This is a genomic window from Streptomyces sp. NBC_01077, assembly GCF_045162855.1.
Lineage (GTDB): Bacteria > Actinomycetota > Actinomycetes > Streptomycetales > Streptomycetaceae > Streptomyces.
Genome location: NZ_CP108669.1, coordinates 5936362 through 5961966 on the forward strand (window position 1 = coordinate 5936362; position 25605 = coordinate 5961966).

Genomic DNA, 25605 nt, shown 5'->3' on the forward strand with positions numbered 1-25605 from the left:
CGCGCCGTTACGACGCGGTCCCGCCAGCCACGAGTCAGGCCGCGCGTTACGAGTTCTCCGGCTCCGGCTCCGGCGGCTTCGGGTTCGTCCTCTTCTTGGGCTTGCCCGAGGCCGCCATTCCCGCTGCCGTCGGCATGAAGTCGGAGAGCAGCTCGTGCGTCTCCTTGACCAGCGGGCGCAGGATCCGGAAGCGGGAGAGCGAGATCGCGCGGGCGGTGACCGGCGCGAGGCGCTCGACCAGGCGGCGGCTGTTGGCCGCGCCCTCCGAGCGGTCGTACACCCAGAAGAGGACGAGCCCCATCTGCTGGAGCCACAGCAACCGCGGGAGGGCCTCGGCCAGTTCCGGGTCGACCTTCACCGAGGCGCCGGAGATGACCCGCCGGTGGACCTCGATCGCGGCCTCGCGCGGGCCCTCCGACTCGGGTGAGAAGGGGCTGAGCGGGCTGTCCGGGTCGGCGGCGTTCTTGAAGAACTGGGACGCGAACTCGTGGTACGGCTCCGCGATGTCGAGCCAGCCGAGGTAGACCCCCCGGATCCGGGCCGTGAGGTCCTTCTCGCCGCCGGTCAGGATGGGCTCGACGGCCGCCTGGTGCTCCTCGGCGATCCGGTCGTAGAAGCCCTGGACGAGGTGCTCCTTGGACGAGAAGTAGTAGTACGCGTTGCCGACGGAGACCCCGGCCTCCTGGGCGATGGCCCGCATCGTCGTCTTGTCGTAACCGCGCTCCCTGAACAGCCGGAGCGCGGTCTCGAGGATGAGCGTGCGGGTCTGCTCGCTCTTCGGGGCCTTCTTCTCGTCGGCCTTCTTCTCTTCCTTCACGTCCTTCACGGGACCGAGCCTAACCGGGCGGACCGGGCACCTCGCAGCGCCCGTCGTCGCAGCGCCCGTCCCTGGTGTCCGGCCCCTTGAGGGCCTCGCGCCACTTCGCCGCCGCCAGGACGGTCACCCGGGCGAAGGGCTGCCCGGCCGGGGTGGCCAGCCAGTGGGCCTTGGCCCGGTGGTCGGCGAGCGCCCAGAGGCAGACGATCCAGGCGGAGGTCTCCCGGTAGACCTGGCCCCGGTCCCCGACCACGGTGATCTCCCGCAGGGTGGAGGCGTGGTCGAGGGCGGGGAAGCGGCGCCTGGCCTCCTGCGACCCGGCCGGTACGAGGTCCAGCGGGACGAGCTGCCGCTGGCGGAGCAGCCAGTGTCTGAGGTGCACACAGAGCGGGCAGTCGGCGTCGTACAGCACGGTCAGGCGTCCCACGGGCGTCGGCACGGCGGGCTCAGCCCTGGGGTGCGGGCGGGGCCCAGGGGCCGGCCTTGGGTGCCTGGGTCCAGCCCTGCGGGCCGACCGGCGGCACCTGTTCGCGCTCCATGACCCCGCGGCGGCGGATCTTGTTGAGGACGTACACGTTCCCGAGGTGCATCACGCCGAGGACGAGCAGCACGACCCCGAGCTTCACGGAGAGCGCCTCGAAGAGCGCGCGGGCGTCGAGGACGGCCTCGTCCTGGCTCAGATAGAGGGCGACGAAGCCGAAGTTGACGAGGTAGAAGCCGACCACCAGGAGGTGGTTGACCGCTTCGGCGAGCTTCTCGTTCCCGTGCAGGACGTCCGCGAGGAAGATCCTTCCGTTGCGGCTGAGTGTGCGCGCGACCCAGATGGTCAGGGCCACGCTGATCAGCAGATAGACGATGTACGCGACGACAGTGAGGTCCATGCCCCACCCTCCCTTGAACGCGTTCAAAAGCTGGCGGTCATGACTGTAGACCTCTCTTTGAACGTGTTCAAGTCATGGGCGGGTCGCATGGGAATCGGATGGGGGTCGTAGGCAGGTCGTATGCGGGTCCCTGCGTGCGGCGTCTGCGCAAACCCGGTGGTCACCACGGGTCCCGCCGCCTAGGGTCGGGCGGATGACGCTCTCTCACGACCTGGCCGGCCAGGGCCCCTCGACCGTCCTCCTGCTGCACTCCGGGGTCTGCGACCGCAGGATGTGGGACGGACAGTTCCACGCACTCGCCGAGGCCGGACACCGGGTCGTCCGCTGCGACCTCCGCGGCTTCGGGGACACCCCCGTCGATGCCGCACACACCCACGCCGACGACGTACGCGACCTCCTCGACCACCTCGGCGTCGAACGGGCCGCCGTCGTCGGCTCCTCCTTCGGCGGCCGCGTCGCCCTGGAACTCGCCGTCCGCCACCCCGGCCACGTCTCCGCCCTCGCCCTGCTCGCCTCCGGCATCCCGGACTTCCGGCCCAGCCAGGAGCTGGCCGCCTGGGGCGACCGCGAGGACGAACTGCTCGACGCGGGCGACCTCGACGCCGCCGTCGAGCTCAACGTCGACACCTGGCTCGGCCCCGAGGCCGGACCCGAGGCCCGCGCCCTCGTCCGGGAGATGCAGCGGCACGCCTTCGAGGTCCAGCTCGCCGTCCCCGAGGAGTTCCACCCGGTCGCCCCCGGCGTCACCGCCGACGACCTCGCCGGGATCAAGGTCCCCGCCCTCGTGGCGGTCGGTGCCCACGACCTCCCCGACTTCCGGGCGGTCGCCGACGACCTCACCCGCCTCCTCCCCGGCGCCCGCCGCGTCGACCTCGACTGGGCCGGACACCTCCCCGCCCTGGAACGCCCGGCCGAGACCGCCCGGCTGCTCACCGACTTCCTGGCGGAGGCGGCCACCTCCTAACCCCTGTCCGTGCCGCCGACCACGCTCACGACAGGCGGCGGACCCCCGGCACGAGCGCCGTCGCGGCGCAGCAGCCGCCCACCAGGACGGCCGCGACGAGCAGCGGCACCTCGGGGCCCCAGGCCGAGGCCGCGAGCGGCGCCAGCGCGTATCCCAGTGGCATGGCGGCCAGCGAGAGCAGCCAGTCGTACGAGGTGACCCGGGCGAGCGCGTGGGCGGGCACCGCGCGTTGGACGGCGGTGTCCCATACGGGGGAGAGGAACCCGAGTCCCGCCTGCGCGAGCCCGTAGGCCGCGATCGTCAGCGGTGCGGGCGCGGCGACCGCGAGCAGGACCAGTGGCAGCGCGTACGTGGCGAGCCCGAGGTTCGCCGTGAGGACCGGGCGCCGGGGGGTGAATCGGCCGGCGAGCAGTGCCCCGAGGAGGAAGCCGACGGCGCCGACCTGCAGCAGGACGACCCATGTGGTGCCGCCGCCGAGCCGTTGCACCGCGACCGCGGGGCCGAGGGTCATCAGGACGGCCGCGGCGCCGTTCCAGGCGCTGTGGCCGATCAGGCTGGTCCAGTACCAGTCCCGGGAACGGACCTCCTGCCAGCCCTCGACCAGATCGGCCCGGAGCGAGCGGCGCGGGATCGGCACCCGCTTCACCTTCACCGCCGTCAGGATGAGCGCGCTGACGGCGAAGGTCGCCGCGTCGAGGACGAACGCCCAGCCCGGTCCCACGGTCAGCACCAGGGTGCCGGCGAGTGCGGGGCCGCCGAGCCGGGTGGCGCTCCGGGCGACGCTCATCGCCGCGTTGGCCCGGTGCAGCGACTCGGTCGCCACCGTGCCCTTCACCAGGGGTGAGACGGTCGGCATCGCGAAGGCCCCGGCCGCGCCGCCGAGCGCTTCGGCGACCGCGAGGACGGCCAGGCTCGGCGTACCGCCGAGGAGTTGGATGCCGACGAGCAGCTGGGTGCCGCAGCGTACGAGATCCGTGGTGAGGGCGACCGTACGGGCGTCGAAGCGGTCGCCGACGACGCCGCCGAGGGGCAGCAGGAGCAGCTTGGGCACCATCGCGCAGCCGAGGACCAGGGCGAGCGCGGAGGTGGAGCCGGTGGCCTCCAGGACGGCGAGGGCGAGGGCGGCGGGGATCGCGGCGTCGCCCAGGAGGGAGAGGGCGCGACCGGTGAGGAGCAACCGGAAGGAGCGGGTGCGAAGGGGATGGGGGGCGGGCGGCGGCGCCGTGGTGGTGGCAGCGGTCATGATCGGAATAGTATTTCGGTACCGAATAATTCGTCAACGAAATATTCGGTACCGAAGGGAGTTGGAATGGAGGAACGGGAGCAGCGACGTACGATCGCCCCATGGAGCCGACGGAAGCGACCGACCCCGAGGGGGCGACCCCCGCGCAACACGACTGGACCGACGAGCACGTCGCCCGCTGGCAGCCCGTCCTGCCCGGCCTCGACCCCGTCGTCGAAGGCGCCGTCACCCGGATGAAGAAGCTCTCCGTCCACTTCCGCCGGGTCAGGGAGCAGTCGCTCGTCGACTTCGACCTGGAGCGCCACGAGTTCGACACCCTGCACAAGATCGCCGGCCGGGGCGGCAGTGCGGCCCCCTCCGAGCTCGCCGAGGACCTCGACCTGGCCCCCGCCTCCGTCACCGGCCGCCTCGACGCCCTGGAGAAGCGCGGCTTCGTCCGCCGTACCCAGTCCACCACCGACCGGCGCCGGGTCGTCGTCGAACTGACCGCCGCGGGCCGCGAGACCTGGCTCGGCGCGATGGACGTCCTCGGCCACGAGGAGTACCGCCTGCTCGGCGTTCTCGCCCCCGAGGAGCGCGCCCTCCTCAACGACATGCTGCGGCGCATCATGATCGAGGCGGAGTCGACGGAGCCGACCCGCCATTGGTAGGGCCGCCGACGTCGTAGGGCCGCCGACGTCGTAGGGCCGCCGCCCGCCGCCGACGCCTGCCAAGGACGCCCGCCGACACCCGCGCCGCCGCCTGCCGCCACCGCCCCGGAAACGCCAAAGGGGCGCCCTCGGGCGCCCCCTTGCCGATGACGACCGCTCACATGCTCAGCGACCGCGCGTAGTTGAGCTGGCCCATCACCCAGTTGAAGGTGTCCGGGCCGCGCGCCGGGATCATCGTCGAGTGGTGCCGGCCGCCGCTGGTGACCGTGACCTGGATGAAGCCGGTGGTCGTCTTCTCCTTCATCAGGAGGAACAGCAGGCCCAGCAGGCAGAAGAGGAAGAACACGATCGCCAGCACGATGGCGACCGTGGGCATCTTCTCCTCGGTCCGCGACATGTCCGTCGCGTTCCACACGGCGCCCTTGAGAGGCATCGCGCCGGCCGGCGTGATGATCTGGTCGCCCACCACGGTGATGTCACCGAGGCTCAGCACCGGGGCGCCCCCGGTCTGTGGCGGCACTCCGGGCACCTGCTGCTGCGGCGGCACCGGCACGCCGCCCGGCAGGGTCGGCTGGTACGCCGGAGTCTGCGGGTACGCCGGCGTGTGCGGGTACCCGTAGGCGGGCGTGCCCGGCTGCTGCTGCCCGGGGCCCCACTCGTACTCCTCAGGCCGGTAAGGGTTCGGCTCGCTCATCAGTCCCCGTCCTTCACAAAGAAAAAGCCCGCTCCTGCACGCCGCAGCGTACAGAAGCGGGCCGAAACACCGAACCGGAAAGGTGTCAGAAGCGACGCGTGATCAGCGCGCGCTTCACTTCCTGGATCGCCTTCGTGACCTCGATGCCACGCGGGCAGGCGTCCGTGCAGTTGAACGTCGTGCGGCAACGCCACACGCCGTCCTTGTCGTTCAGGATCTCCAGGCGCTGCTCGCCCGCCTCGTCACGCGAGTCGAAGATGAAGCGGTGCGCGTTGACGATCGCGGCCGGACCGAAGTACTGGCCGTCGTTCCAGAAGACCGGGCAGGACGACGTGCACGCGGCGCACAGGATGCACTTGGTGGTGTCGTCGAAGCGCTCGCGGTCCTCGGCGGTCTGCAGACGCTCGCGCGTCGGCTCGTTGCCCTTGGTGACCAGGAACGGCATGACGTCCCGGTACGCCTGGAAGAAGGGCTCCATGTCGACGACAAGGTCCTTCAGCACCGTGAGGCCCTTGATGGCCTCGACGGTGATCGGCTTGTCGGGGTTGAGGTCCTTGATCAGCGTCTTGCAGGCGAGCCTGTTCTTGCCGTTGATCCGCATCGCGTCCGAGCCGCAGATGCCGTGCGCGCACGACCGGCGGAACGTCAGCGTGCCGTCGACGTCCCACTTGATCTTGTGGAGGGCGTCGAGGACGCGCTCCTTCGGGTCGATCTCGATCTGGAAGTCTTCCCAGACCGAGGCGTCCGAGATCTCGGGGTTGAAGCGGCGGATCCGCATCGTGACCGTGATGTACGGGGAGGCGGCGGACTCCGCCTCGACCTTGTCCAGTACGGGGGTAGCCATCAGTACTTACGCTCCATCGGCTGGTAGCGGGTCTGGACGACCGGCTTGTAGTCGAGACGGACGGTCTCGGAGCCGTCCTCGCCGACCTCGCGGTACGCCATGGTGTGGCGCATGAAGTTGACGTCGTCGCGGTTCGGGTAGTCCTCGCGGTAGTGACCGCCGCGGGATTCCTTGCGCGCGAGGGCCGAGACGGCCATGACCTCGGCCAGTTCGAGCAGGTTGCCCAGCTCGATGGCCTCCAGGAGGTCCGTGTTGAAGCGCTTGCCCTTGTCCTGGATGGACACGTTCTCGTAGCGCTCGCGCAGCTCGGCGATCTTCTCGACGGCCGTCTTGATCGTCTGCTCGGTGCGGAACACCATCACGTTGGCGTCCATGGTCTCCTGCAGCTCGCGGCGGATGTCCGCCACCCGCTCGTGACCCGTGGAGTTGCGCAGCTTCTCGATCGTCGCGACGACGAGGGACTCCGGGTTCTCCGGCAGCTCGACGTAGTCGTGCTTGGCGGAGTACTCGGCCGCGGCGATGCCGGAGCGCTTGCCGAAGACGTTGATGTCGAGCAGCGAGTTGGTGCCGAGGCGGTTGGCGCCGTGCACCGACACGCAGGCGACCTCGCCGGCCGCGTACAGGCCCGGGACGACCGTGGTGTTGTCCGAGAGGACCTCACCCTGGACGTTGGTCGGGATGCCGCCCATCGCGTAGTGCGCGGTGGGCTGGATCGGGATCGGGTCCGTGTACGGCTCGATGCCGAGGTACGTACGGGCGAACTCGGTGATGTCCGGGAGCTTGGCGTCGAGCTGCTCCGGCGGAAGGTGCGTCAGGTCCAGGTAGACGTGGTCGCCCTCGGGACCGCAGCCGCGGCCCTCGCGGATCTCCGTGTAGATGGAGCGGGAGACGACGTCACGGGACGCGAGGTCCTTCATGACCGGCGCGTACTTCTCCATGAAGCGCTCGCCGTCCTTGTTGCGGAGGATGCCGCCCTCACCGCGGGCGCCCTCCGTCAGCAGGATGCCCATGCGCCAGATGCCCGTCGGGTGGAACTGGAAGAACTCCATGTCCTCCAGGGGCAGACCGCGGCGGTAGCACGCGGCCTGGCCGTCACCGGTCAGGGTGTGCGCGTTGGAGGTCACCTTGAAGAACTTGCCGGTGCCGCCGGACGCGTAGATCACGGCCTTGGCCTGGAAGATGTGGATCTCGCCGGTGGCCAGCTCGTACGCGACGACGCCCGCGGAGTGCTTCACACCGTCGACCTCGACGATGAGCTGGTCCAGGACGTAGAACTCGTTGAAGAACTCCACACCCTCCTTGACGCAGTTCTGGTACAGCGTCTGGAGGATCATGTGGCCGGTGCGGTCCGCGGCGTAGCAGGACCGGCGGACCGGGGCCTCGCCGTGGTTGCGGGAGTGACCGCCGAAGCGGCGCTGGTCGATGGTGCCGTTCGGGGTCCGGTTGAACGGCAGGCCCATCTTCTCCAGGTCGAGGACGGCGTCGATGGCCTCCTTCGCCAGGATCTCGGCGGCGTCCTGGTCGACCAGGTAGTCACCGCCCTTGACCGTGTCGAAGGTGTGCCACTCCCAGTTGTCCTCCTCCACGTTCGCCAGCGCGGCGGCCATGCCGCCCTGCGCGGCGCCCGTGTGGGACCGGGTGGGGTAGAGCTTCGTCAGCACGGCGGTGCGGCTGCGCTTCGTCGACTCGATGGCGGCGCGCATGCCGGCGCCGCCGGCTCCGACGATGACGGTGTCGTACTTGTGGATCTTCATGACGTGGATTACCTCAGCCCCGTGCCTAGCGGATGTTCGGGTCGAAGGTGAAGATCACCAGCGTGCCCAGAAGGATGGTGAACACCGTGGCGGTGTACAGCAGGCCCTTGAGCCACAGGCGCGTGTTGGCCCGCTCCGCGTAGTCGTTGATGACGGTACGGAGGCCGTTGGCGCCGTGCAGCATGGCGAGCCAGAGCATCAGCAGGTCCCAGACCTGCCAGAACGGGGACGCCCAGCGGCCGGCCACGAAGGCGAAGCCGATCTTGGAGACGCCGCCGTCGAGGAAGAGCTGGATCAGCAGGTGGCCGAGGACCAGGACGACGAGGACCACGCCCGAGAGGCGCATGAAGAGCCACGCGGCCATCTCGAAGTTGCCACGGGTCGCCTTCGGCGTCTTGCCGGTGCGCTTGCGCGGGGCCTCGATGTACGGCGCGGGGTTGTCCACGTCGTAGTGCGCGCCGCCCTCGACGGGGCCGATGGCGGCGGAGGTGGTGTCAGCGGACATATCTGGCGTCAGCTCCCGAACAGTTCACGTGCGGCGTGGCCGAGGACGGGGTACAGCGAGCCCGCCATCAGCACGACCCAGATGCCCACGACGGTCCAGAGCATCTGCTTCTGGTAGCGCGGGCCCTTGGACCAGAAGTCCACGGCGATGACACGGAGACCGTTCAGCGCGTGGAAGAGGATGGCAGCGACGAGGCCGTACTCGAGAAGAGCGACGATCGGCGTCTTGTAGGTCGCGACGACCTCGTCGTACGCCTCGGGGGAGACGCGGACGAGAGCGGTGTCCAGCACGTGTACGAACAGGAAGAAGAAGATGAGGACGCCGGTGACTCGATGAGCCACCCAGCTCCACATTCCTTCCCGGCCGCGGTACAGCGTTCCAGCCGGCACGGAAAAACCCTCCGGGAGCGGGGATCAGGGTCGGCCGGCTTCTCTGTCGGTCTGACCCGGCCGGGTACGGTCCACCGGCCCCGGTCATCGTAGCGACGACTTGTCGGTTCGCTCGCGCGGGGTCCATCGGTGTGATCAAACAGGCACGGACGGACTATCGCACAGGCCGGAATCGCCGTATTCCGGACGGATTCACGGCCCGGAGTGTCGCGGTGTGAGGGCCTCCGCGAGACGGAATGCCAGCCGGGCGCGGGCGAGCCGCCTCAGTTCGTCGGCGGCGACCACACGTTCCTCCTCCGGTTCGTTGCCGAGACGTGACCGAATGCCTGCCAATACCTGGTCGAGCCGCTCTCCCGGCCGCACTCCGTCCAGGCTGATCACGAACGCGTGTCCGAAGCTGCTCTCGTACGCGGCATGGGCGGCCCGCAGCGCGGTCCGCGCGGCCGGCGGGGCGTCGGGGTGCGGCAGGGCCGAGGACTCGGCGGCCAGGGCCTCGTCGAGGTCGGCGCGGGACAGGTCGTACCCGGCCTCGTCGGCGGCGGCGAGCAGCGCGTCCACGGTGGGGTACGGACGGTGCGCCGCCACCCGTTCGGCCCAGCGGCGGCTGTGGCAGCACGACAGGAGCAGGGCCTCGGCCTCGACGGGCGCGGCGGCGTTGAAGCCCGCGAGGCCGTGGAGATGGGAGCCCCTGTTCTGGGCGGGTATGGCAGGCGTGTCCGTGGAGCCCGGCTTGCGGCAGGGGACATGGGTGTCGCTGGTCAGCGTGGGCTCCGGTACTCCGGGACGGGTGGGCCCGATCGCGCGGGGGGACGGGCGCGATGGGGTGGGTGTGACGCAACGTTATCGACGGGACGAGGGAAGTGTCCGACGGATGCGCGAATTTCACCCGGAAGGGAGAGTTTCGGAACAGGTGATGGACGAATGCGTTCAGGTCGGCCCGTCGTGATGCCCCGCGATGTCCCCCGGTTGGCCGGACCGCCCGCCGTACGGGAGGATTCCGAATGATGCGGTACTCCATACGAGGGCCCCACAAGGGCCCCGCACTTCTGGCGACGACGGTGGCACTGGCCACCGTGGCGGCCTGCTCCACCGGTTCACCGACCGGCTCGGGCTCGTCCGCCGCCACTCCTTCCGGTACGTCCGCGAGCGCGGCGCCCACCAGCGCGCCGCCCAGTCCGACGCCCACACCGACCCGGACCTACCCGCTCTCCACCGCACCCCGCACGGTCCCCGCGGTCCGCGACCACCAGGCCGCCCGCGGCCCCGGCTGGAAGCCCGCGTCCCCCGCCGGGGTCGTCATCGCCGCGAACAGCGCCGGCCTCGCCGACGAGGGGAAACTGCTCGCCGGGGAGCTCGGCATCCCGTACCGCGGCGCCGTCGCCGCCGGGCCCGGGGACGTCGAACTGGCGCTGGGCGGGACCGGCGCCCCCGAGTCGTACACCCTGACCGTCCGTGACGACCGGGTCCGGATCAGCGGCCCCGACGAGGCCGGGGTCTTCTACGGCACCCGCACCCTCAAGCAGTCGGTGAAGGGCTCCGGCGCGATGCCCGAGGGCGTCGTCACCGACGCGCCCGCGAAGCCCCAGCGCGGACTGAACGTCGACATCGCCCGCAAGTACTTCACCGCGGGCTGGATCGAGGACCGGCTCCGCGAGATGGCCGACCTCAAGCTCAACCACTTCGGTCTGCACTTCTCCGACGACCAGGGCTTCCGGATCGCCTCGGACAGCCACCCCGAGATCGTCTCCGCCCAGCACCTCAGCAAGGCCGAGGTGCGCCGGATCCTCGCCCTCGCGCAGAGCCTGCACATCACCGTCGTGCCCGAGATCGACTCGCCCGGACACCTCGGCGCCGTCCTGCGCGCCCACCCGGACCTCCAGCTGCGCAACGTCCAGGGGACGCCGCGCCAGGGCGCCATCGACATCTCGAAGCCGGCGTCGGCGCAGATCGTCGACGATCTGCTGCGCGAGTACTCCGCCCTCTTCCCCGGCGGCTGGTTCCACGTCGGCGCCGACGAGTACCAGGCGCTGACCGTCCGCAGCCCGTCCACCTCGTACCCGCAGCTCGCCACGGCGGCCCGGCAGAAGTACGGGGCCCAGGCCGGGGTCCAGGACCTGGCCGAGGGCTGGCTGAACGACCGCGCCGCCGTCGTGCGCGCGGCCGGGAAGACGGCCAAGGCCTGGAACGACGGGTTCTTCCGCGGCGGTTTCGTCACGGCCGACCAGCGGATCGAGGTCGAGTACTGGACGGGCAAGGAGATCGGCGCGCGCCCGCCCGCGGAGTACCTGGCCGAGGGCCGCAAGGTCGTGAACCTCAACGACGAGTACCTGTACTACGTCCTCGGCGAGCCGAACCAGTTCACGTACCCGACGGGCCGCCGGATCTACGAGCAGTGGACCCCCCTGGTCCTGCGCGGCACGACACCGGTGCCCGCGCGGTACGCCCCGCAGATCCTGGGCGCCCGGCTCGCGGTCTGGTGCGACCTGTCGGCCGCACAGACGCAGACACAGGTGGCGACCGGCATCCGGATGCCCCTGACGGCCCTCGCCCAGAAGGTCTGGGACGCGCGAACGCCGACGATGACCTGGGAGCAGTTCAGGACGCTGGCGACGAAGGTGCGGTGACCGGAAGAAGCCGCGACGCCCTCGCTTGGGGGAGCGCCTGCTCGCCCCGTATCTCGTCGACATCGAGGTGACCTCGGCCCTCTTGGGCCGTCACCGGGGCGGCGAACTGACCGCCCGCGAGCTGGACGACGCCTGCGCGGGTTGCGCCGAGCTGCCGCTGCGCAGGTCGGAGCAGCTCCAGCTGCTGCCCCGGGTGCGCGAGCTGTACGCGAATCCCACCGCCGACGACGCGACGTATGTGGCGCTCGTGGAGGGGTACGACGTCCCGCTGGTGACCAGCGATGCCCGGATCCTTGACGGCGCAAGGGCCACCCGCACCGAATGCCCGGTCGAGGTGTTCGACGAGAAGGTCCTCGGGCTGCGGTAGGACGCTGCTGAACCCGCAGGTGGCGGGCGGCATCCGGATCGCGTACGTTCCCCCGGCGGCGGCTGCTCGGCCACCGCCGGCGTCTCGGGGAGGGGCGCCGACCTTCCCTGGGGGGAACCACATGCTCACACTCCGAAATCCGGGCGGCCTTTCGCACGCCGTCGTGGCCCTGCTCGCGGGCAACATTCTCTTCGACGTCCTGTTCGGCGCGATCGAGCTCCGCTTCCTGTTCACCGACAGCGCTGCGGACTACTTCGATCCGGCCGTGTTCGGCGCTCTCGATCTGAACGTGCTCTACAGCCCGGCTTTCACGCTGTACGTGGCGACCGGGATCGTCTTCATCGTCTGGTTCCACCGGCTGCGCAAGAACGCCGAGGTCTGGGCCGCTGACCTGCAGGGCCGGAAGCCTGGCTGGGCCATCGGCGGCTGGTTCATCCCGATCGGCAACCTGTGGATTCCCCGGGGGGTCGCCGCCGACATCTGGCGGGCCAGCCGCTGGGAGCCGTACGCCGCAGACGGCGCCCGGGAGCTGACCCTCCTCAACGCATGGTGGTCGTTCTGGGTCGCCAGCATGGTGATGGACCGGATCTCAGCCCAGCTGTACAAGGGAGCCGAGACCGCCGACGCCTATGTCACCGCATCAGCCTGGTCCCTCACGGGCTACGCCCTCGACCTCGCCGCCGCCGTCCTCGCCATCCTCTTCGTCCGGCGTCTGACCTCTATGCAGCACGCCAAGGCCACTGGCATGATTCCGGCCGCGCAGTGACGAAAAAGCGCCGCACGGCGCAGTAGTGGACGTACTGCGTCCGTATCGGGTGGCAAGGGGGCGTCCATGACGTCGGCGACGAGTCGGAGCCTGCTGGAACTGATCGACGGGGCGGACGAGCGAGGCCTGGCCGCGGCCGGTCTCGCCTGCCTCGACCGCTGCCTCCCGCTGCTCGCCGGCGACCGGGGCGACGCCCTGCGTCCCGTGTGGGCGGCCGTCGCACGCGGCGACGGCGAGGCCTGGGGCGAGGCCGTCGCCAAGGCCCGCGTCGAGCTCGACGCCGAGCTGGGCGCCGACGGTACGGAGGACGCCGAGGCCGTACGCGGCATGCTGGCGTACGCCCCCGCGGTCTGGACGGCCGAGGCCCTGCGCGTCTGGGCCGGTGAGTGCTCCGTCACCGCCCTCACCCTGCACGGCCGGTACGACGCGGCAGAGGCGCCCGACGGTCTCGTCGAGCGCTGCCGGGCCGGGGACGCGGACGGCGCGGGCCCGTTGCTCGCCGGGGAACTCCGCCGCCAGCAGACCGTCCTCGAATCGGTCGCCCACGGCCCGACCGGTCTGCGCCGGGCCCGTGAGCTCTCCGTCGAGGGCGGCCGGGTGCTGCGCGCGGTCGTCTCGCGCCGGGCCCGCACCGCCTGAAGCTCCTAGGAATCCTCCTCCGGGGCCGCGATCGTCGCCGAGGCGATCGTCTCGGCGATCTGCTGCTCCGCCGTGGCCTTGTCGAGGCCGAGTCCTGTCAGGACGCCCCTACCGTCCTCGTGCTCCAGGAGGGCGAGCAGGATGTGCTCGGTGCCGACGTAGTTGTGGCCGAGGCGCAGCGCCTCGCGGAACGTCAGCTCCAGGACCTTCTTCGCCGCCGCGTCGTACGGGACGAGCGCGGGCACCTCGGCGGCGGCCGGCGGCAGGGTCGCCGTGACGGCCTCGCGCAGCTGCTCCGGGGTCACGCCCCGCGAGGCGATCCAGAGCGCCGCGAGCCCTTCGGGCTCGGAGAGCAGGCCGAGTGCCAGGTGGCCGGTGAGGATCTCGTCGTTCCCGGCGCTCTTGGCCTCGTTCTGGGAGGAGACGATCACGTTCCGCGCCCGGGGGGTGAAGCGGCTGAACCCGGCGTTCGGGTCCATCTTCTCCGCGTCGGGGTCCTTGGGGACGAACCGCTTCTGGGCCGCCTGGCGGGTGACGCCCATGCTGCGGCCGATGTCGGTCCAGGAGGCGCCGGAGCGCCGGGCCTGGTCCACGAAGTGGCCGATGAGGTGGTCGGCGACATCGCCGAGGTGGTCTGCCGCGATGACCGCGCCGGAGAGTTGCTCCAGGGCGTCGGGGTGGACTTTCTTGATCGCTTCGATGAGCTCGTCGAGACGGACAGGGACATTCAGGCCGACTGGATTCGTCATGAGGCAACCGTAGGTTGACACCCCTCCCCTGTCAACCTTCGGTTGACACCTTCATGGGGGGTGAAAGGGGGGAAATGGGAGACGGCCGAGGTCGCCACCCCCCACAGGAGAGACCCCGGCCGTCGTCCACGGAGCCGCAGCACGGCTCCGTACTCCTTTCAGCGCCAGGGGTGCGGTTTCTGTCACACCGCGCACACCGCGACTTTGCCGGCGGCATCGCGCACACCACCGCCCGAAGGTTGCAAGTTGTACAAAGACCCCGGATCGCGTGGACGCGGCGCCGCGACACGACGTAGCGTGCAGGTGCGCGAGGCAGCGTGGCGGTGGTGACCAGCCGCGATGAAGCGAGAACGCGACCGACGAACAGGGTTTGGGGAGTGCTGGGGGACGACGCGGAGCTGACGGCCGCGGTGCTCGCTGCTCAGGACGGGGACGAGAACGCGTTCCGTACTGTGTATCGCGCCGTGCATCCACGGCTGCTCGGCTACATACGCACACTGGTCGGCGACACCGAGGCCGAGGACGTCGCCTCGGAGGCCTGGCTCCAGATAGCCCGAGACCTCGACCGTTTCGACGGCGACGCCGACCGCTTCCGAGGCTGGGCGGCCCGGATCGCCCGCAACCGCGCCCTCGACCATGTCCGGATGCGCGGCAGGCGCCCCGCGGTCGGAGCCGACGAGACCGAACTCACCGACAAGCCCGCCACGTCCGACACCGCGGGCGAAGCCCTGGAGGCGCTGGCCACCGGCCACACCATGCAGTTGATCGCCCAGCTTCCGCAGGACCAGGCCGAGGCCGTCGTCCTCCGCGTCGTCGTCGGACTCGACGCCAAGACCGCCGCCGACACCCTTGGGAAACGCCCCGGAGCCGTACGCACCGCCGCCCACCGCGGCCTCAGGAAGCTCGCCGAACTCCTCGGTGTCGACGGCGAGACTGCCGGGCCCGACGGCCTCGGCGAGGCCGTCGTCTCCCTGGACGGTGTGCCTCCGCAACGCGGGCGCGTGCAGGGGTCCGTGACCCCCGGCGGTGTGACGCAATCGCGTCCGCGTACGCAGAAGGACATGTGATGGCCGACGAGCGGTACCAGTGGCTCGACCAGGAGGCCGCGGAGCGGCTGCTCCGCGGCGAGCCGGTCGATGCCGTCGACGACCACGCGCGTTCCCAGGCCGAGCACCTCGCCGGAGCTCTCGACGCGGCCCGTGTCCCGACCGTCCTCCCGTCCGCGCGCACCGAACTCCCGGGTGAGGCCGCCGCGCTCGCCGCCTTCCGCGAGGCCATCGCCGAGCGCGCCGCCGCCCCCGTCACCGCGGGTGCGGCCGGCCGCACCGAGCACGCCGATCTCGGCCGGGTCCGGCTCGCCCCCGTGCCCGCCCCGCGCCGCCGCTGGGGGCGTTCCCTGCGGTACGGACTCGCCGCCGCGGTGGCCGCCGTCACCGTCGGAGGGGTCGCCGTCGCCGCGGGAACGGGTGTGCTGCCGATGGTGGGTCCCGCGCCCGCCAGTTCCGTCACGGCGGGGGAGTCCGCCGACCCGCTCGTCTCGGAGGATCCCGGCATACGCACGGACCCCGAGGCGCCTTCGGCGGAGCCGGGCGGCGGCGGTGACCCCACGCCCGGCGCGTCCCCCACGGCCGGCACCGGCACCACGGCACCGTCCACCGGAGCCCCCGACGGGCACGGCACGGGCACCCCGGGGCCGGGCACCCCGAAGCCGGGCAGGAGCACGGCGGGCACGGGCACGGACCCCGGCGGACCGGGCACGGAAACCGGCGGCACGGGCGGCGTCACAGGCGGTGACCTGAGCGGTACGAAGTCCCGGGAGAGGCTTCTCAAGGCCTGCCGGGAGTACCGGTCGGGGAAGCTCGACGCCACCGGCAGGAAGGGCCTCACGAAGCTCCTGCGCGACGGCGACACCCTGCGCCGTTACTGCGACCGGATCCTCGGCGGCGCCACGGGCACGCCCGAGGACGGCGGCAAGGACGATCCGAAGGACTCCGACGGCGACGGCAAGGGCGACGGCGGGAACGGGGACGGGCGCGACTACTGGGGCAACGACGGCGGTGTCGGCGACGCCGGCAAGGACCGCCGCGACACGGCCCGGTTCTCGACCCCGGATCCCGCCCGGCTCACCGCCGTGCTCCCCCTCGGGACGGGCGTCACCGCACGCCTCCCGCTCCCGGTGTAACACTTCTCGACCCGTCGGCGCAGTACTGAGTGAGCCGACTGGTCATCGGCCGCGCAGTGAGCCGGGGTTCCCCCCGTACCTACGGCTCCGCGCACATGGCGCGGGTGGGGCACGTTCCCCCGGTCCCACCCGCGCCCTCTACTTTCCCTCCCGTGTCACCAGTGGACGACGACCTTGTCGCCGACCTTCACCTGGTCGAAGAGGGTCGTGAGCTTGGCCCGGTCCCTGACGTTGACGCAGCCGTGCGAGGCCCCGTTGTAGCCGCGGGCCGCGAAGTCCGCCGAGTAGTGCACCGCCTGGCCGCGGCTGAAGTACATCGAGAGCGGCATCGGCGTGTGGTAGAGCCGCGACCAGTCCTGACGGACCTTGCGCTCGACGGTGAACGTGCCCTCGCGGGTCGGAGTGTTCTCCGAGCCGAAGCGGACGTCCATCGACGAGACGACCTTGCCGTCGATCATCCAGGCGAGCGTCCGGCTCTCCTTGCTGATGCACAGCACCCGACCGGTCATGCACCGCGCGTCGGGGGTGTCCAGCTTGTTGGTCGTCGACGGCTTCAGCTCGTCGGCGGTCGGCTTCCGGCTCGCGCCGAGCAGTCGCTGCCAGGTCGCCTCGTCGACCGAACCCGTTCGGGACAGACCCTGCTTCTTCTGGAAGGCCTTGACCGAGCCGGCCGTCATCGTGCCGTAGAAACCGGTGGGCGCCCGGTCGAAGTGCCCGAGCTGCCGCAGCCGCGCCTGCAGCTCGCGGACCTGCTCGCTCTCGTCGCCGTCGCCCATGAGGGCCTTGGGCTTCGGCGTCCCGGTGGGGGCGTCGGTGGGCGCTGCCGTGGTGGCCGAGGGGGACGGGGGCTTGCCGTCCTCGGTCGGGGCGTCGGTCGGGGTGCCGGTCGCGGTCGGTGCGGGGGACGCGGTCGTCGGCGCCTTCGTCGGGCTCGCCGAGCCGGCTCCGGAGCCGGCCGCCTGGGCCGTACAACCGGCGGCGAGGGCCACCGAGGCCGCTGCCAGAACCGCTCTGCGTATGACGGAAGAAGACCGCTTCATCGTTGCCCCCCGGGACGAGTCGTGTGTACCTAGGGATGCTTCCCGCGCGTGTGCGGTTGCGCGGGAAGGTCACGATCCGCGCATGCTGTGGGGAAGGTCCAAGCTATGCGGGAGGCACTACCAATGGCGCGCGAGTCGGAGTCGGGTCTGCCCATCGAGCCGGTCTATGGGCCGGGGGTGTTGGAGGGCTGGGATCCTGCCGAGAGGCTGGGTGAGCCGGGTGGGTATCCGTTCACGCGTGGTGTGTATCCGTCGATGTACACGGGGCGTCCGTGGACGATGCGTCAGTACGCGGGTTTCGGTACGGCGGTGGAGTCGAACGCGCGTTACAAGCAGTTGATCGCGAACGGCACGATGGGTCTGTCCGTCGCGTTCGATCTGCCGACGCAGATGGGGCACGACTCGGACGCGCCGATCGCCTCGGGCGAGGTGGGGAAGGTGGGGGTGGCGATCGATTCGGTGGAGGACATGCGGGTCCTGTTCGACGGGATCCCGCTGGACCGGGTCTCGACGTCGATGACGATCAACGCCCCGGCGGCTCTGCTGCTGCTGATGTACCAGCTGGTGGGTGAGGAGCAGGGTGTCGAGGCGGGCCGGCTGACGGGCACGGTCCAAAACGATGTGCTGAAGGAGTACATCGCGCGGGGCACCTACATTTTCCCGCCGAAGCCGTCGCTGCGGCTGATCGCGGACATCTTCAAGTACTGCCGGGCCGAGATCCCGAAGTGGAACACGATCTCGATCTCCGGCTATCACATGGCGGAGGCGGGTGCCTCGCCCGCGCAGGAGATCGCGTTCACTCTCGCGGACGGTATCGAGTACGTCCGCACGGCCCTCGCGGCGGGGATGGACGTGGACGACTTCGCACCGCGGCTGTCGTTCTTCTTCGTGGCGCGCACGACGATCCTGGAGGAGGTCGCGAAGTTCCGGGCGGCCCGCCGGATCTGGGCGCGGGTGATGAGGGAGGAGTTCGGCGCGAGGAACCCCAAGTCGCAGATGCTGCGTTTCCACACCCAGACCGCGGGGGTGCAGCTGACCGCGCAGCAGCCCGAGGTCAACCTCGTGCGGGTCGCCGTGCAGGGCCTGGCGGCGGTCCTGGGCGGGACGCAGTCCCTGCACACCAACTCCTTCGACGAGGCGATCGCGCTGCCGACGGACAAGTCCGCCCGCCTGGCCCTGCGCACCCAGCAGGTCCTCGCCCACGAGACGGACGTCACCGCGACCGTCGACCCGTTCGCCGGCTCCTACGTCGTGGAGAAGATGACCGACGACGTCGAGGCCGCGGCCCTGGAGCTGATGGCCAGGGTCGAGGACATGGGCGGCGCGGTCGACGCGATCGAGCAGGGCTTCCAGAAGAGCGAGATCGAGCACTCCGCCTACCGGATCGCCCAGCAGACCGACAACGGTGAACGCGTCGTCGTCGGCGTCAACCGCTACACCATCGACGTCGAGGAACCCTACGAACCCCTCCGCGTCGACCCCGCCATCGAAACCCAACAGGCCCAGCGCCTCACCCGGCTCCGCGCCGAACGCGACCAGACAGCAGTCGACACAGCCCTCACCGAACTCAAGAAAGCCGCCCAAGGCACCGACAACGTCCTCTACCCCATGAAAGACGCCCTCAAAGCCCGCGCCACCGTCGGCGAAGTCTGCAACGCACTCCGCGAGATCTGGGGCACCTACGTCCCGACCGGCGCGTTCTGATCTTCCGCGATACGAAACACACAGGCGGAGTGTCGTACTGACATGCGACACTCCGCTTCATGCTGGGTGTCACCGATCTTCCGACCTACCTCGTAGGCCTCGTCCTCATCATCCTTCTGCCGGGGCCGAACTCGCTGTACGTGCTGTCCGTCGCCGCCCGCAAGGGCACCCGGACCGGGTACAAGGCCGCGGCCGGCGTCTTCACCGGCGACGCGGTCCTGATGACGCTTGCCGCGCTCGGCGCGGCCTCGCTGCTCCAGACCACGCCGCTGCTCTTCATGATCGTGAAGTACGCGGGCGCGGGCTATCTGGCCTGGATGGCGTACGGGATGCTGCGGTCGGCCTGGGCGATGTGGCGCTCGCGCGGGGAGACGCCGGCCGAGGAACCCGAGCAGGTACAGGCGGCGGGGGAGAACCCGTACCGCAGGGCGCTCATCATCAGCCTGTTCAACCCGAAGGCGATCCTCTTCCTCATCTCGTTCTTCGTGCAGTTCGTGGACCCCGCGTACGCCTACCCGGCCCTCTCCTTCCTGGTGCTCGGCACGCTGCTGGAGATCGGCAGCTTCCTCTACCTCACGATGCTGATATTCGGCGGCACCCGGCTGGCCGCCGCGTTCCGGCGCCGCAGGCGGCTCTCGGCGGGGGCGACCTCCGCAGCGGGCGCGCTCTTCCTCGGCTTCGCCGCGAAGCTGTCCCTCAGCAGCGCCGCTTGACCCTCACACCGTGTGAGGCCGTTCCGTAGGGGTCGTCATGTTCACCATCGGAGACTTCGCCCGGCACGGGCGGGTGTCGGTCCGGATGCTGCGCCACTACGACGCCATCGGACTGCTGCGCCCGGCCCGGGTCGACCCGCACACGGGCTACCGCTTCTACACGGCGGACCAGCTCGCCCTGCTCAACCGTGTCATCGCGCTCAAGGACCTCGGCTTCACCCTCGAACAGGTGGGGGCGATCCTCGACGAGAAGTTCGACGCGGACGAGCTGCGGGGCATGCTGCGTCTGCGCCAGGCCGAGCTGGAAGCGGCCCTGGCGGAGGCGCGGGCACGGCTCGCCCAGGTCGGCGCGCGGCTCCGAGCCATCGAGAGCGAGGGACGCATGTCCACCCAGGACGTCGTCGTCAAGAAGATCCCCGCCGTCCGGATCGCCGAGCTGAGCGCGGTCGCCGCGAGCTTCGGCCCGCACGACATCGGCCCGGTCATCGGGCCCCTGTACGACGAGCTGTGCGGCCTTCTTGAGGCCGCCGGGCTCACCGGGTTCGGCCCGGGGATCGCGTACTACGAGGACGCGGGCAAGGGCGACGGGTCGGTCCTCGTGCACGCCGGCATGACCGTCCCGGAGGGGACGGCCGTGGAGGGCGTCGAGGTGCACGTCCTGCCGGGCATCGAGGAGGCGGCGACCGTCGTCCACCGGGGCTCGATGGACACGATCCTGCCGACCGCGCAGACCCTGGCGCGCTGGATCGAGGCCAACGGGTACAAGACGCGGCACTACGCGCGCGAGCTGTACCTGGAGTGCCCCGAGGACCGCTCGCAGTGGGTGACGGAGATCCAGGAGGCGATCGTCCGCGCCTGAGGGCGAGGACGCCTGCGGGCCCGGGTCCCCCGCACGGGGCCCGGGCCCGCCGCTTTGCGCGGTGGCGTCCGGAACGGGTGCCGGAAGCCAGGCCGCGGCGTCGCTACCTCTTCAGCGCCTTGCGCAGCCGCAGCGCACGCCGCGCCAGGCGGCGGACCCTCGGGTGCCGGGGGAGCGGGATGCCGCCGGGCAGGTTGAGGACGGTGAGGCGGCGGCGGGTGAAGTGGTGCCGGGTGCGTTCGGCGAGCGGGCCGGACAGGTGCCGTACCGCCGGCTCCCGCAGCTCCGGCCGGATCTTCGGCTGCATGGCGAAGCCGACCGCCGCGACCAGGTCGTTCAGCTGCTCCGTGGCGACCGCGCCGCCGTCCTCCCCGCCGTCCTCCAGGGGCGGGACGACCGCGTCCACGACGGTGAGCGGGATGCGGTTGCTGTTCTGGAACGGGGTGAGCCGTTCCAGCAGGCCGCGGGTGCCGACCCGGGCGACCGGCAGTCCGTAGAAGGTCTGCGCGGTGAGCAGCGCCGTGGAGAAGCAGCCGACGACGAGAGCGGGCCGCAGCTCGCGGTAGAGCACCTCGGCGAGTACGGGCCGGTTCTCGACGGTCAGTTCGGCGCCGAGCGCCGCCGCCTCCCGCACCAGCGCCTTCGACCAGGTGTCGGGGGCCGTCGGGTGCGGCTTGAACACGAGCCGCCGGTGGCCCCGGGCGACCGCGCCCCGGACCATCCGCAGGTGCAGCTCCTCCTCCTCGGCGACGGTCAGCAGGTTGAGGGCCGCGAGGTACTGGCCGAGGAGCAGCGCGGGGCCGTCCCCGGAGCCGGCCGGGGCGGCGGGCCCGGCCAGCTCGTCGACGCACGTGGTGAACGCCTCCGTCGGTACGGCCTCCGGCACCGCCCCGAACTCGGCGAGCAGCAGCGGCGCGAGCCCGGGGACGAGGTCCAGGTGGAGCAGCCGGCCGACGCGCCCGCCGATCAGCGGGTCGATCTTGTTGCGGGTCGGCCCGTAGCTCATCAGACCGTCCGCGTACACGGTGATCGGCGCGTCGGGCAGCAGCTGGGCGATGGCGAGCGCGGGCGTCACCTGGAGCGATTCCAGGGCGAGTTCGACACGGTCGTCGCCGAGGTCCCAGAGCTTGCGCAGATGGCGCTGGAGGAGCGGCAGATCACTCGCCCGGGGGGTCCAGCCGCCCGGGTGGAGCGGGGAGATCGTCTCGTTCCACGACAGGACGGAGTCGAAGCGGCCGCGCAGTCGCTCGAAGCCCTCGGCCTCGTCCAGGGCCGGGGTCGTCTCCGGCACGGCCGCGTTGTGGGTGACGAGGAGGATGCGGCGGTCGGCGGGGCCGAAGCTCCCGCTGTCCAGGGCGGCGGCGATCGTCGCCACGCCGTAGAGGGTGGAGGCGCAGAAGATCTGGGTGGTCCGGCGGGTGCTCACGCGGCCACCTCCGCAGAGGTCGAGCCGGCACCGGCGCCCGGGCCCGGGGCCGGCGGTGGTGCCGGACGGCGTCGCCGCAGTCTGCGCAGCATCGTCGCGCGGTCCCCGCCCATGGCCTTCAGGGCCTCGTCGAGGACGTCCTGCGGCATGCGCCGCAGCGCGCCCGCGCCCATCGCTTTCAGCCGGCGGGCCACGTCGGGCTCGAAGCGCTCTATCGATCCGATGTGATGGGAAATCACCGCGCAATAGGTGCGGACGGCCTTCGGAAGAAGAAGGTCCGCGTCCGCGTCCTGTGCGGTTTCCTCGATCACCTGGTCGAATGCGCGAATGAAATCCAATTGCCTTATGTCGCCGATCTGGGTGAGTGAGGTCGCCACTCCGCGCCGGTAGAAGACGCCGAGTTCACCGATCGCGGCGAACGACTTCGCCTCGCGGTGCAGTCGCCAGATCCACGGCCGGTCCTCGGCGGTCCGCAGACCGTGCGGGAAGTGCAGCAGGCCGCGGTCGAGGAGCCGCCGGTGGTAGATCCCCGCCCAGGCGTACGGGTAGTCGACCGAGGTCGTCCGGTGCGAGGGCAGGATCGCGTCCCGCGGGTCCAGCACCTCGCCGCGCCGGGGGATCGGCGCGCGGCGGATCCCGCGGTTCCGCCCGGTGACGGAGACGTGGTCGGTGCGCAGGAAGTCGCAGCCGAGTTCCTCGGCGGCGGTGACCAGGCGGGAGTAGTAGCCGGGGGCGAGCCAGTCGTCCCCGTCGAGGAAGGTGAGGTACTCGCCGCGGGCGGCGTCGAGGCCGGTGTTGCGGGCCGTGGCGAGGCCCTCGTTGTGCTCGTGCCTGATCAGGACGGCACCCGGGATCTCGCGCGCGGCCCGTTCGAGGAGCTCCGGAGTCCCGTCCGACGAGCAGTCGTCGACGAGCAGGAACTCGAAGTCCTCCCGGGCGTTGGCCCGCAGGCTCGTGAGGGTGTCGGGGGCGTATGTCTGCACGTTGAAGAACGGCACGACGACGGAGAGCTTGACCACGCGGTTGACGCTAGGTGCCGTCCCGGCATTCCCACCGACCGGTGGGCAACTCTTCGGTGAACACGAAGCGGCGGGCCGATTAACCACCTTTCCCCAACGGGGAAATCGACCCCCTCACGTCCGGTTCACGACCCACTTCAACAGGAGGAGAGGCTCTGTTCACCGTTTGTTGTGGCTCAGTTGGGCCGAAAAGCGGAATGCCCTTCTAGCGTCCTCGGCGTGCCAGCAAGTACCAGAGAAGCGGTACGGGTCGCCGTACTCGCCGATTCCGACACCCGGTGGAAATGGGGCGCCCTCACGGCGCGCCGCATCACCACGGCGACCGCCGAACCCACCGGATTCGTCCTGCGCGGACGGGCAACCCCCACCGAACGCCAGCTCGCCGAGACCGGGGTGTCCACCACCACCCCGCGGGAGGTGACGGGCGCGGAGTTCCTGCGCGCGGTACGGGACGCGGAGACGCGCGGCGAGGGATACGACGTCGTCGTGCTCGCCCTCGTCGGCGGCACCGTCCGGGCCGTCCTCCAGGGTCTCGCCGACCTGGGCCTCGAACGGCGCCCCGTGATCGTCACCGGCTATGTCGGCGTCGTCTACGAGAAGCTGACCGACGGTCTGCTCCTGCGCCACGGCGCCGACGTCGTCCTCGCCAACTCCCGTCACGACGCGGAGCGTTTCCGTGCCGTGTACGAGGGAGTGGGCGCCGGGGCCGACTCGGTCGTCGAGGCGGCACTGCCCTTCCTCGGCGGCGCCCCGCACACCCCGGAGCCCGGCCGCGACACCCTGGTCTTCGCCGCCCAGCCGTCCGTGCCGGTCACCCGGACCGAGCGCGCCTACGTGCTGCGGCGACTGATCGAGCACGCCCGGCTCCGCCCGGACCGCGAGGTGCTCCTCAAGCTTCGCTCCAAGCCGGGCGAACACACCACGCACCTGGAGGAGTTCCCCTTCCAGAAGCTGGTGCGCGAGCTCGACCCGCCGGCCAACTTCCGCCTCGTGTACGGGCACATGGGTGAGGTCCTCGACCGCACCGACCTGCTCGTGACCGTCTCCTCCACGGCGGCCCTCGAAGCCCTCCACCGGCGCATCCCCACCGCGATCCTGACCGACCTCGGGGTCCGCGAGGCGCTGGGCAACCACCACTTCGTCGGCTCCGGCCTGCTGGCCTCCTTCGACCGGCTCGACAGGGGGCTCGCCCCGACGCCCGACGAGACCTGGCTCGCCCGGCAGGGCGTCGCGTCCGACGGGTCGTACGAGGAGGCCTTCGACGCGGCCCGCGACCGGGTCACCGAGCTCCTGGCGCTCCCCGCGCTGCCCCCGATCACCCCCTACTACACAACGGAGACGGCGCCCGGCTACCTGCCCGGGATCCTCGCCCGCCACCGCCTGGACGTCACCGCCCAGGAGCCCCGCGAAAGCGGCCTCCGCAGGGTCGTCCGGGAGGCCGCGCGGGGCGCGTACCGCCACGGCGTGCAACGCGTCGCCCCCGTCATCCGCCGTCTGGGAGAACTCTGATGACCGCCACCGCCACGCCGGCCGAGCAGCCGGCCACGGAGCCCACCGCCGCCGAGGCCACCCGGCCCGCGCCGACCGTGCTCGCCGTGATCCCCGCGAGGGGCGGCTCGAAGGGCGTGCCCGCCAAGAACCTCGCCCCGGTGGCCGGAGTCCCCCTGGTGGCCCGCGCCGTCCACGCCTGCCTCGGCGCCCGCCCCGTCACCCACGTCGTGGTCTCCACCGACGACGCCGGCATCGCGGCGGCCGCCCGTACCGCGGGGGCCGAGGCCGTGCGGCGCCCCGCCGAGATCGCCGGCGACACCGCCACCAGCGAGGCCGCGGTCCTGCACGCGATGGATGCCTTCGAGGCCGCCCACGGCCGCCCGGCCGACGTGGTCCTCCTCGTCCAGTGCACGAGCCCCTTCCTCGGCTCCGCCGAGGTCGCCGAGGCCGTCGAGCGCATCACCTCCGGTGCCGCCGACACGGCCTTCACGGCCGCCCCGTCGCACGGCTTCCTGTGGCGGGAACCCTCCGACGGCGCGGCGGACGGCGCCACCGGCGTCAACCACGACAAGGCGCACCGCCCCCGCCGCCAGGACCGGGAACCCGAGTACCTGGAGACCGGCGCCGTCTACGCGATGGACGCAGCGGGCTTCCGTACCCACAAGCACCGCTTCTTCGGCCGTACGGCGCTCGTCGTCACCGACCCCGCCCGGGTCCTGGAGATCGACGACCCGCACGACCTGGCCCGCGCCCGCGCCCTCGCGCCGCTCCTCGACACCCCGGCCACCCCCGGCTTCGCGGACGTCGACGCCGTCGTCCTCGACTTCGACGGCACGCAGACCGACGACCGGGTCCACCTGGACGCCGAGGGGCGCGAGTTCGTCTCCGCGCACCGCGGCGACGGCCTCGGCATCGCGGCCCTGCGCCGTGCCGGACTGCCGGTCCTCATCCTCTCCACCGAGCAGAACGCCGTCGTCGCCGCCCGCGCCCGCAAGCTCAAGATCCCCGTCCTGCACGGCATCGACCGCAAGGACCGGGCTCTCAAGGAGTGGTGCGAGGCCGAGGGCATCGACCCGCAGCGCGTGCTCTACGCCGGAAACGACGTCAACGACCTTCCCTGCTTCCACCTCGTCGGCTGGCCCGTCGCGGTGAGCAGCGCACACGACTCCGTACGGGCCGCGGCCCGCGCGGTCACCGTCACCCCGGGTGGTTCCGGCGCGATCCGCGAGATCGCCGCCTGGCTCCTCGGACCCGAGCTCAACACCCCCAACTCCTAAGGATCAGC

Annotated in this window: 27 protein-coding genes; 13 read left to right on the forward strand and 14 right to left on the reverse strand. The window is 71.3% G+C overall.

The annotated features are described in order from the left end of the window. Positions 1 to 46 precede the first annotated feature (46 nt). From OG462_RS26985 to OG462_RS26995, 3 genes are read right to left on the reverse strand one after another with little or no spacing between them, the layout of a single operon-like run. Positions 47 to 826, reverse strand: coding sequence for a TetR family transcriptional regulator (locus OG462_RS26985; RefSeq protein WP_406061439.1), 780 nt, complete (start codon positions 824 to 826; stop codon positions 47 to 49). Between the two features lie 10 nt (positions 827 to 836). Further along, complete coding sequence (locus tag OG462_RS26990; RefSeq protein ID WP_406061440.1) at positions 837 to 1256, reverse strand: thiol-disulfide oxidoreductase DCC family protein; 420 nt, start codon at positions 1254 to 1256, stop codon at positions 837 to 839. A 7-nt stretch (positions 1257 to 1263) separates the two neighbouring features. Next, on the reverse strand, positions 1264 to 1698 hold the full coding sequence (locus OG462_RS26995) for a hypothetical protein (RefSeq protein ID WP_406061442.1): 435 nt from the start codon (positions 1696 to 1698) through the stop codon (positions 1264 to 1266). Positions 1699 to 1891: 193 nt separating this feature from the next. On the opposite strand from OG462_RS26995, the gene OG462_RS27000 reads away from it, so the two are divergent. Continuing rightward, on the forward strand, positions 1892 to 2662 hold the full coding sequence (locus tag OG462_RS27000; protein ID WP_406061443.1) for an alpha/beta fold hydrolase: 771 nt from the start codon (positions 1892 to 1894) through the stop codon (positions 2660 to 2662). A gap of 25 nt (positions 2663 to 2687) precedes the next feature. On the opposite strand, the gene OG462_RS27005 is transcribed toward OG462_RS27000, so the two are convergent. Next, positions 2688 to 3905, reverse strand: a complete 1218-nt coding sequence (locus tag OG462_RS27005; RefSeq protein ID WP_406061445.1) for an MFS transporter — start codon at positions 3903 to 3905, stop codon at positions 2688 to 2690. A gap of 101 nt (positions 3906 to 4006) precedes the next feature. On the opposite strand from OG462_RS27005, the gene OG462_RS27010 reads away from it, so the two are divergent. Beyond that, the gene (locus tag OG462_RS27010) at positions 4007 to 4555 is read left to right on the forward strand and encodes a MarR family winged helix-turn-helix transcriptional regulator (protein WP_406061447.1); all 549 of its coding nucleotides are present in this window, start codon (positions 4007 to 4009) and stop codon (positions 4553 to 4555) included. Between the two features lie 157 nt (positions 4556 to 4712). Here the strand turns inward: OG462_RS27010 and OG462_RS27015 are convergent, their stop codons facing one another. From OG462_RS27015 to OG462_RS27040, 6 genes are all read right to left on the reverse strand, one after another. After that, positions 4713 to 5249, reverse strand: a complete 537-nt coding sequence (locus OG462_RS27015; protein ID WP_406061449.1) for a hypothetical protein — start codon at positions 5247 to 5249, stop codon at positions 4713 to 4715. 85 nt (positions 5250 to 5334) lie between these two features. Beyond that, positions 5335 to 6093, reverse strand: a complete 759-nt coding sequence (locus OG462_RS27020) for a succinate dehydrogenase iron-sulfur subunit (protein WP_267045435.1) — start codon at positions 6091 to 6093, stop codon at positions 5335 to 5337. Then, a complete protein-coding gene (gene sdhA, locus OG462_RS27025) occupies positions 6093 to 7847 on the reverse strand; it encodes a succinate dehydrogenase flavoprotein subunit (RefSeq protein WP_406061452.1) in 1755 nt (584 codons plus the stop codon). The genes OG462_RS27020 and sdhA overlap by 1 nt, the downstream gene beginning before the upstream one ends. Positions 7848 to 7872: 25 nt before the next feature. Further along, positions 7873 to 8352, reverse strand: coding sequence for a succinate dehydrogenase hydrophobic membrane anchor subunit (locus OG462_RS27030; RefSeq protein WP_406061453.1), 480 nt, complete (start codon positions 8350 to 8352; stop codon positions 7873 to 7875). Positions 8353 to 8360: 8 nt separating this feature from the next. Then, positions 8361 to 8741: a succinate dehydrogenase, cytochrome b556 subunit gene (gene sdhC / locus OG462_RS27035; protein WP_015035721.1), complete on the reverse strand. Its 381-nt coding sequence runs from the start codon at positions 8739 to 8741 to the stop codon at positions 8361 to 8363. A gap of 192 nt (positions 8742 to 8933) precedes the next feature. Then, positions 8934 to 9503: a 2-oxo-4-hydroxy-4-carboxy-5-ureidoimidazoline decarboxylase gene (locus tag OG462_RS27040; protein ID WP_406066735.1), complete on the reverse strand. Its 570-nt coding sequence runs from the start codon at positions 9501 to 9503 to the stop codon at positions 8934 to 8936. A 239-nt stretch (positions 9504 to 9742) separates the two neighbouring features. Here OG462_RS27040 and OG462_RS27045 point away from each other — a divergent pair, with 239 nt between their 5' ends. The 4 genes from OG462_RS27045 to OG462_RS27060 all read left to right on the forward strand — a co-directional run bounded on the left by OG462_RS27045 (position 9743) and on the right by OG462_RS27060 (position 13137). Further along, entirely contained in the window at positions 9743 to 11365 is a 1623-nt protein-coding gene (locus OG462_RS27045; protein WP_406061455.1) for a beta-N-acetylhexosaminidase, read from the forward strand. Positions 11366 to 11390: 25 nt separating this feature from the next. Next, the gene (locus tag OG462_RS27050) at positions 11391 to 11732 is read left to right on the forward strand and encodes a type II toxin-antitoxin system VapC family toxin (RefSeq protein ID WP_406061457.1); all 342 of its coding nucleotides are present in this window, start codon (positions 11391 to 11393) and stop codon (positions 11730 to 11732) included. 121 nt (positions 11733 to 11853) lie between these two features. Then, on the forward strand, positions 11854 to 12498 hold the full coding sequence (locus OG462_RS27055; protein WP_406061459.1) for a DUF4328 domain-containing protein: 645 nt from the start codon (positions 11854 to 11856) through the stop codon (positions 12496 to 12498). 66 nt (positions 12499 to 12564) lie between these two features. Next, positions 12565 to 13137, forward strand: a complete 573-nt coding sequence (locus OG462_RS27060; RefSeq protein WP_406061461.1) for a hypothetical protein — start codon at positions 12565 to 12567, stop codon at positions 13135 to 13137. Between the two features lie 5 nt (positions 13138 to 13142). Here OG462_RS27060 and OG462_RS27065 read toward each other — a convergent pair whose 3' ends face one another. Then, on the reverse strand, positions 13143 to 13886 hold the full coding sequence (locus tag OG462_RS27065) for a Clp protease N-terminal domain-containing protein (protein WP_406061462.1): 744 nt from the start codon (positions 13884 to 13886) through the stop codon (positions 13143 to 13145). A gap of 377 nt (positions 13887 to 14263) precedes the next feature. Between OG462_RS27065 and OG462_RS27070 the strand changes: the two genes are divergently transcribed. Together OG462_RS27070 and OG462_RS27075 are read left to right on the forward strand one after the other, a co-directional pair. Continuing rightward, on the forward strand, positions 14264 to 14953 hold the full coding sequence (locus OG462_RS27070; RefSeq protein WP_406061464.1) for an RNA polymerase sigma factor: 690 nt from the start codon (positions 14264 to 14266) through the stop codon (positions 14951 to 14953). After that, entirely contained in the window at positions 14953 to 16068 is a 1116-nt protein-coding gene (locus tag OG462_RS27075) for a hypothetical protein (RefSeq protein WP_406061466.1), read from the forward strand. The genes OG462_RS27070 and OG462_RS27075 overlap by 1 nt, the downstream gene beginning before the upstream one ends. Before the next feature lie 155 nt (positions 16069 to 16223). Here the strand turns inward: OG462_RS27075 and OG462_RS27080 are convergent, their stop codons facing one another. After that, a complete protein-coding gene (locus OG462_RS27080; RefSeq protein ID WP_406061468.1) occupies positions 16224 to 17108 on the reverse strand; it encodes a L,D-transpeptidase family protein in 885 nt (294 codons plus the stop codon). A 123-nt stretch (positions 17109 to 17231) separates the two neighbouring features. On the opposite strand from OG462_RS27080, the gene OG462_RS27085 reads away from it, so the two are divergent. Genes OG462_RS27085 through OG462_RS27095 form a run of 3 tightly spaced genes read left to right on the forward strand, consistent with a single transcriptional unit; the run spans position 17232 to position 20384 of the window. Then, positions 17232 to 18812, forward strand: a complete 1581-nt coding sequence (locus OG462_RS27085; RefSeq protein ID WP_406061469.1) for a methylmalonyl-CoA mutase — start codon at positions 17232 to 17234, stop codon at positions 18810 to 18812. Between the two features lie 59 nt (positions 18813 to 18871). Beyond that, positions 18872 to 19525, forward strand: a complete 654-nt coding sequence (leuE, locus tag OG462_RS27090; protein ID WP_406061471.1) for a leucine efflux protein LeuE — start codon at positions 18872 to 18874, stop codon at positions 19523 to 19525. Positions 19526 to 19562: 37 nt separating this feature from the next. After that, complete coding sequence (locus tag OG462_RS27095) at positions 19563 to 20384, forward strand: MerR family transcriptional regulator (protein ID WP_406061472.1); 822 nt, start codon at positions 19563 to 19565, stop codon at positions 20382 to 20384. A 103-nt stretch (positions 20385 to 20487) separates the two neighbouring features. Here the strand turns inward: OG462_RS27095 and OG462_RS27100 are convergent, their stop codons facing one another. Beyond that, the gene (locus tag OG462_RS27100; protein WP_406061474.1) at positions 20488 to 21810 is read right to left on the reverse strand and encodes a polysialyltransferase family glycosyltransferase; all 1323 of its coding nucleotides are present in this window, start codon (positions 21808 to 21810) and stop codon (positions 20488 to 20490) included. Then, positions 21807 to 22829, reverse strand: coding sequence for a glycosyltransferase family 2 protein (locus OG462_RS27105; RefSeq protein WP_406061476.1), 1023 nt, complete (start codon positions 22827 to 22829; stop codon positions 21807 to 21809). Before OG462_RS27105 ends, OG462_RS27100 begins: the two co-directional genes overlap by 4 nt. Positions 22830 to 23048: 219 nt before the next feature. On the opposite strand from OG462_RS27105, the gene OG462_RS27110 reads away from it, so the two are divergent. After that, entirely contained in the window at positions 23049 to 24338 is a 1290-nt protein-coding gene (locus OG462_RS27110; RefSeq protein ID WP_406061478.1) for a DUF6716 putative glycosyltransferase, read from the forward strand. Next, positions 24338 to 25597 carry a cytidylyltransferase domain-containing protein gene (locus OG462_RS27115; RefSeq protein ID WP_406061480.1) on the forward strand — a complete coding sequence of 420 codons (1260 nt, stop codon included), beginning with the start codon at positions 24338 to 24340 and terminating at the stop codon, positions 25595 to 25597. Before OG462_RS27110 ends, OG462_RS27115 begins: the two co-directional genes overlap by 1 nt. Positions 25598 to 25605 lie beyond the last annotated feature (8 nt).

Coding starts and splice junctions, on each gene's coding strand:
- OG462_RS26995 (WP_406061442.1), bottom strand. CDS start 1,698: ATGGACCTCACTGTCGTCGCGTACATCGTCTATCTGCTGATCAGCGTG.
- OG462_RS27000 (WP_406061443.1), top strand. CDS start 1,892: ATGACGCTCTCTCACGACCTGGCCGGCCAGGGCCCCTCGACCGTCCTC.
- OG462_RS27005 (WP_406061445.1), bottom strand. CDS start 3,905: ATGACCGCTGCCACCACCACGGCGCCGCCGCCCGCCCCCCATCCCCTT.
- OG462_RS27010 (WP_406061447.1), top strand. CDS start 4,007: ATGGAGCCGACGGAAGCGACCGACCCCGAGGGGGCGACCCCCGCGCAA.
- OG462_RS27015 (WP_406061449.1), bottom strand. CDS start 5,249: ATGAGCGAGCCGAACCCTTACCGGCCTGAGGAGTACGAGTGGGGCCCC.
- OG462_RS27020 (WP_267045435.1), bottom strand. CDS start 6,093: ATGGCTACCCCCGTACTGGACAAGGTCGAGGCGGAGTCCGCCGCCTCC.
- sdhA (WP_406061452.1), bottom strand. CDS start 7,847: ATGAAGATCCACAAGTACGACACCGTCATCGTCGGAGCCGGCGGCGCC.
- OG462_RS27030 (WP_406061453.1), bottom strand. CDS start 8,352: ATGTCCGCTGACACCACCTCCGCCGCCATCGGCCCCGTCGAGGGCGGC.
- OG462_RS27045 (WP_406061455.1), top strand. CDS start 9,743: ATGATGCGGTACTCCATACGAGGGCCCCACAAGGGCCCCGCACTTCTG.
- OG462_RS27055 (WP_406061459.1), top strand. CDS start 11,854: ATGCTCACACTCCGAAATCCGGGCGGCCTTTCGCACGCCGTCGTGGCC.
- OG462_RS27060 (WP_406061461.1), top strand. CDS start 12,565: ATGACGTCGGCGACGAGTCGGAGCCTGCTGGAACTGATCGACGGGGCG.
- OG462_RS27065 (WP_406061462.1), bottom strand. CDS start 13,886: ATGACGAATCCAGTCGGCCTGAATGTCCCTGTCCGTCTCGACGAGCTC.
- OG462_RS27075 (WP_406061466.1), top strand. CDS start 14,953: ATGGCCGACGAGCGGTACCAGTGGCTCGACCAGGAGGCCGCGGAGCGG.
- OG462_RS27080 (WP_406061468.1), bottom strand. CDS start 17,108: ATGAAGCGGTCTTCTTCCGTCATACGCAGAGCGGTTCTGGCAGCGGCC.
- OG462_RS27085 (WP_406061469.1), top strand. CDS start 17,232: ATGGCGCGCGAGTCGGAGTCGGGTCTGCCCATCGAGCCGGTCTATGGG.
- leuE (WP_406061471.1), top strand. CDS start 18,872: ATGCTGGGTGTCACCGATCTTCCGACCTACCTCGTAGGCCTCGTCCTC.
- OG462_RS27095 (WP_406061472.1), top strand. CDS start 19,563: ATGTTCACCATCGGAGACTTCGCCCGGCACGGGCGGGTGTCGGTCCGG.
- OG462_RS27115 (WP_406061480.1), top strand. CDS start 24,338: ATGACCGCCACCGCCACGCCGGCCGAGCAGCCGGCCACGGAGCCCACC.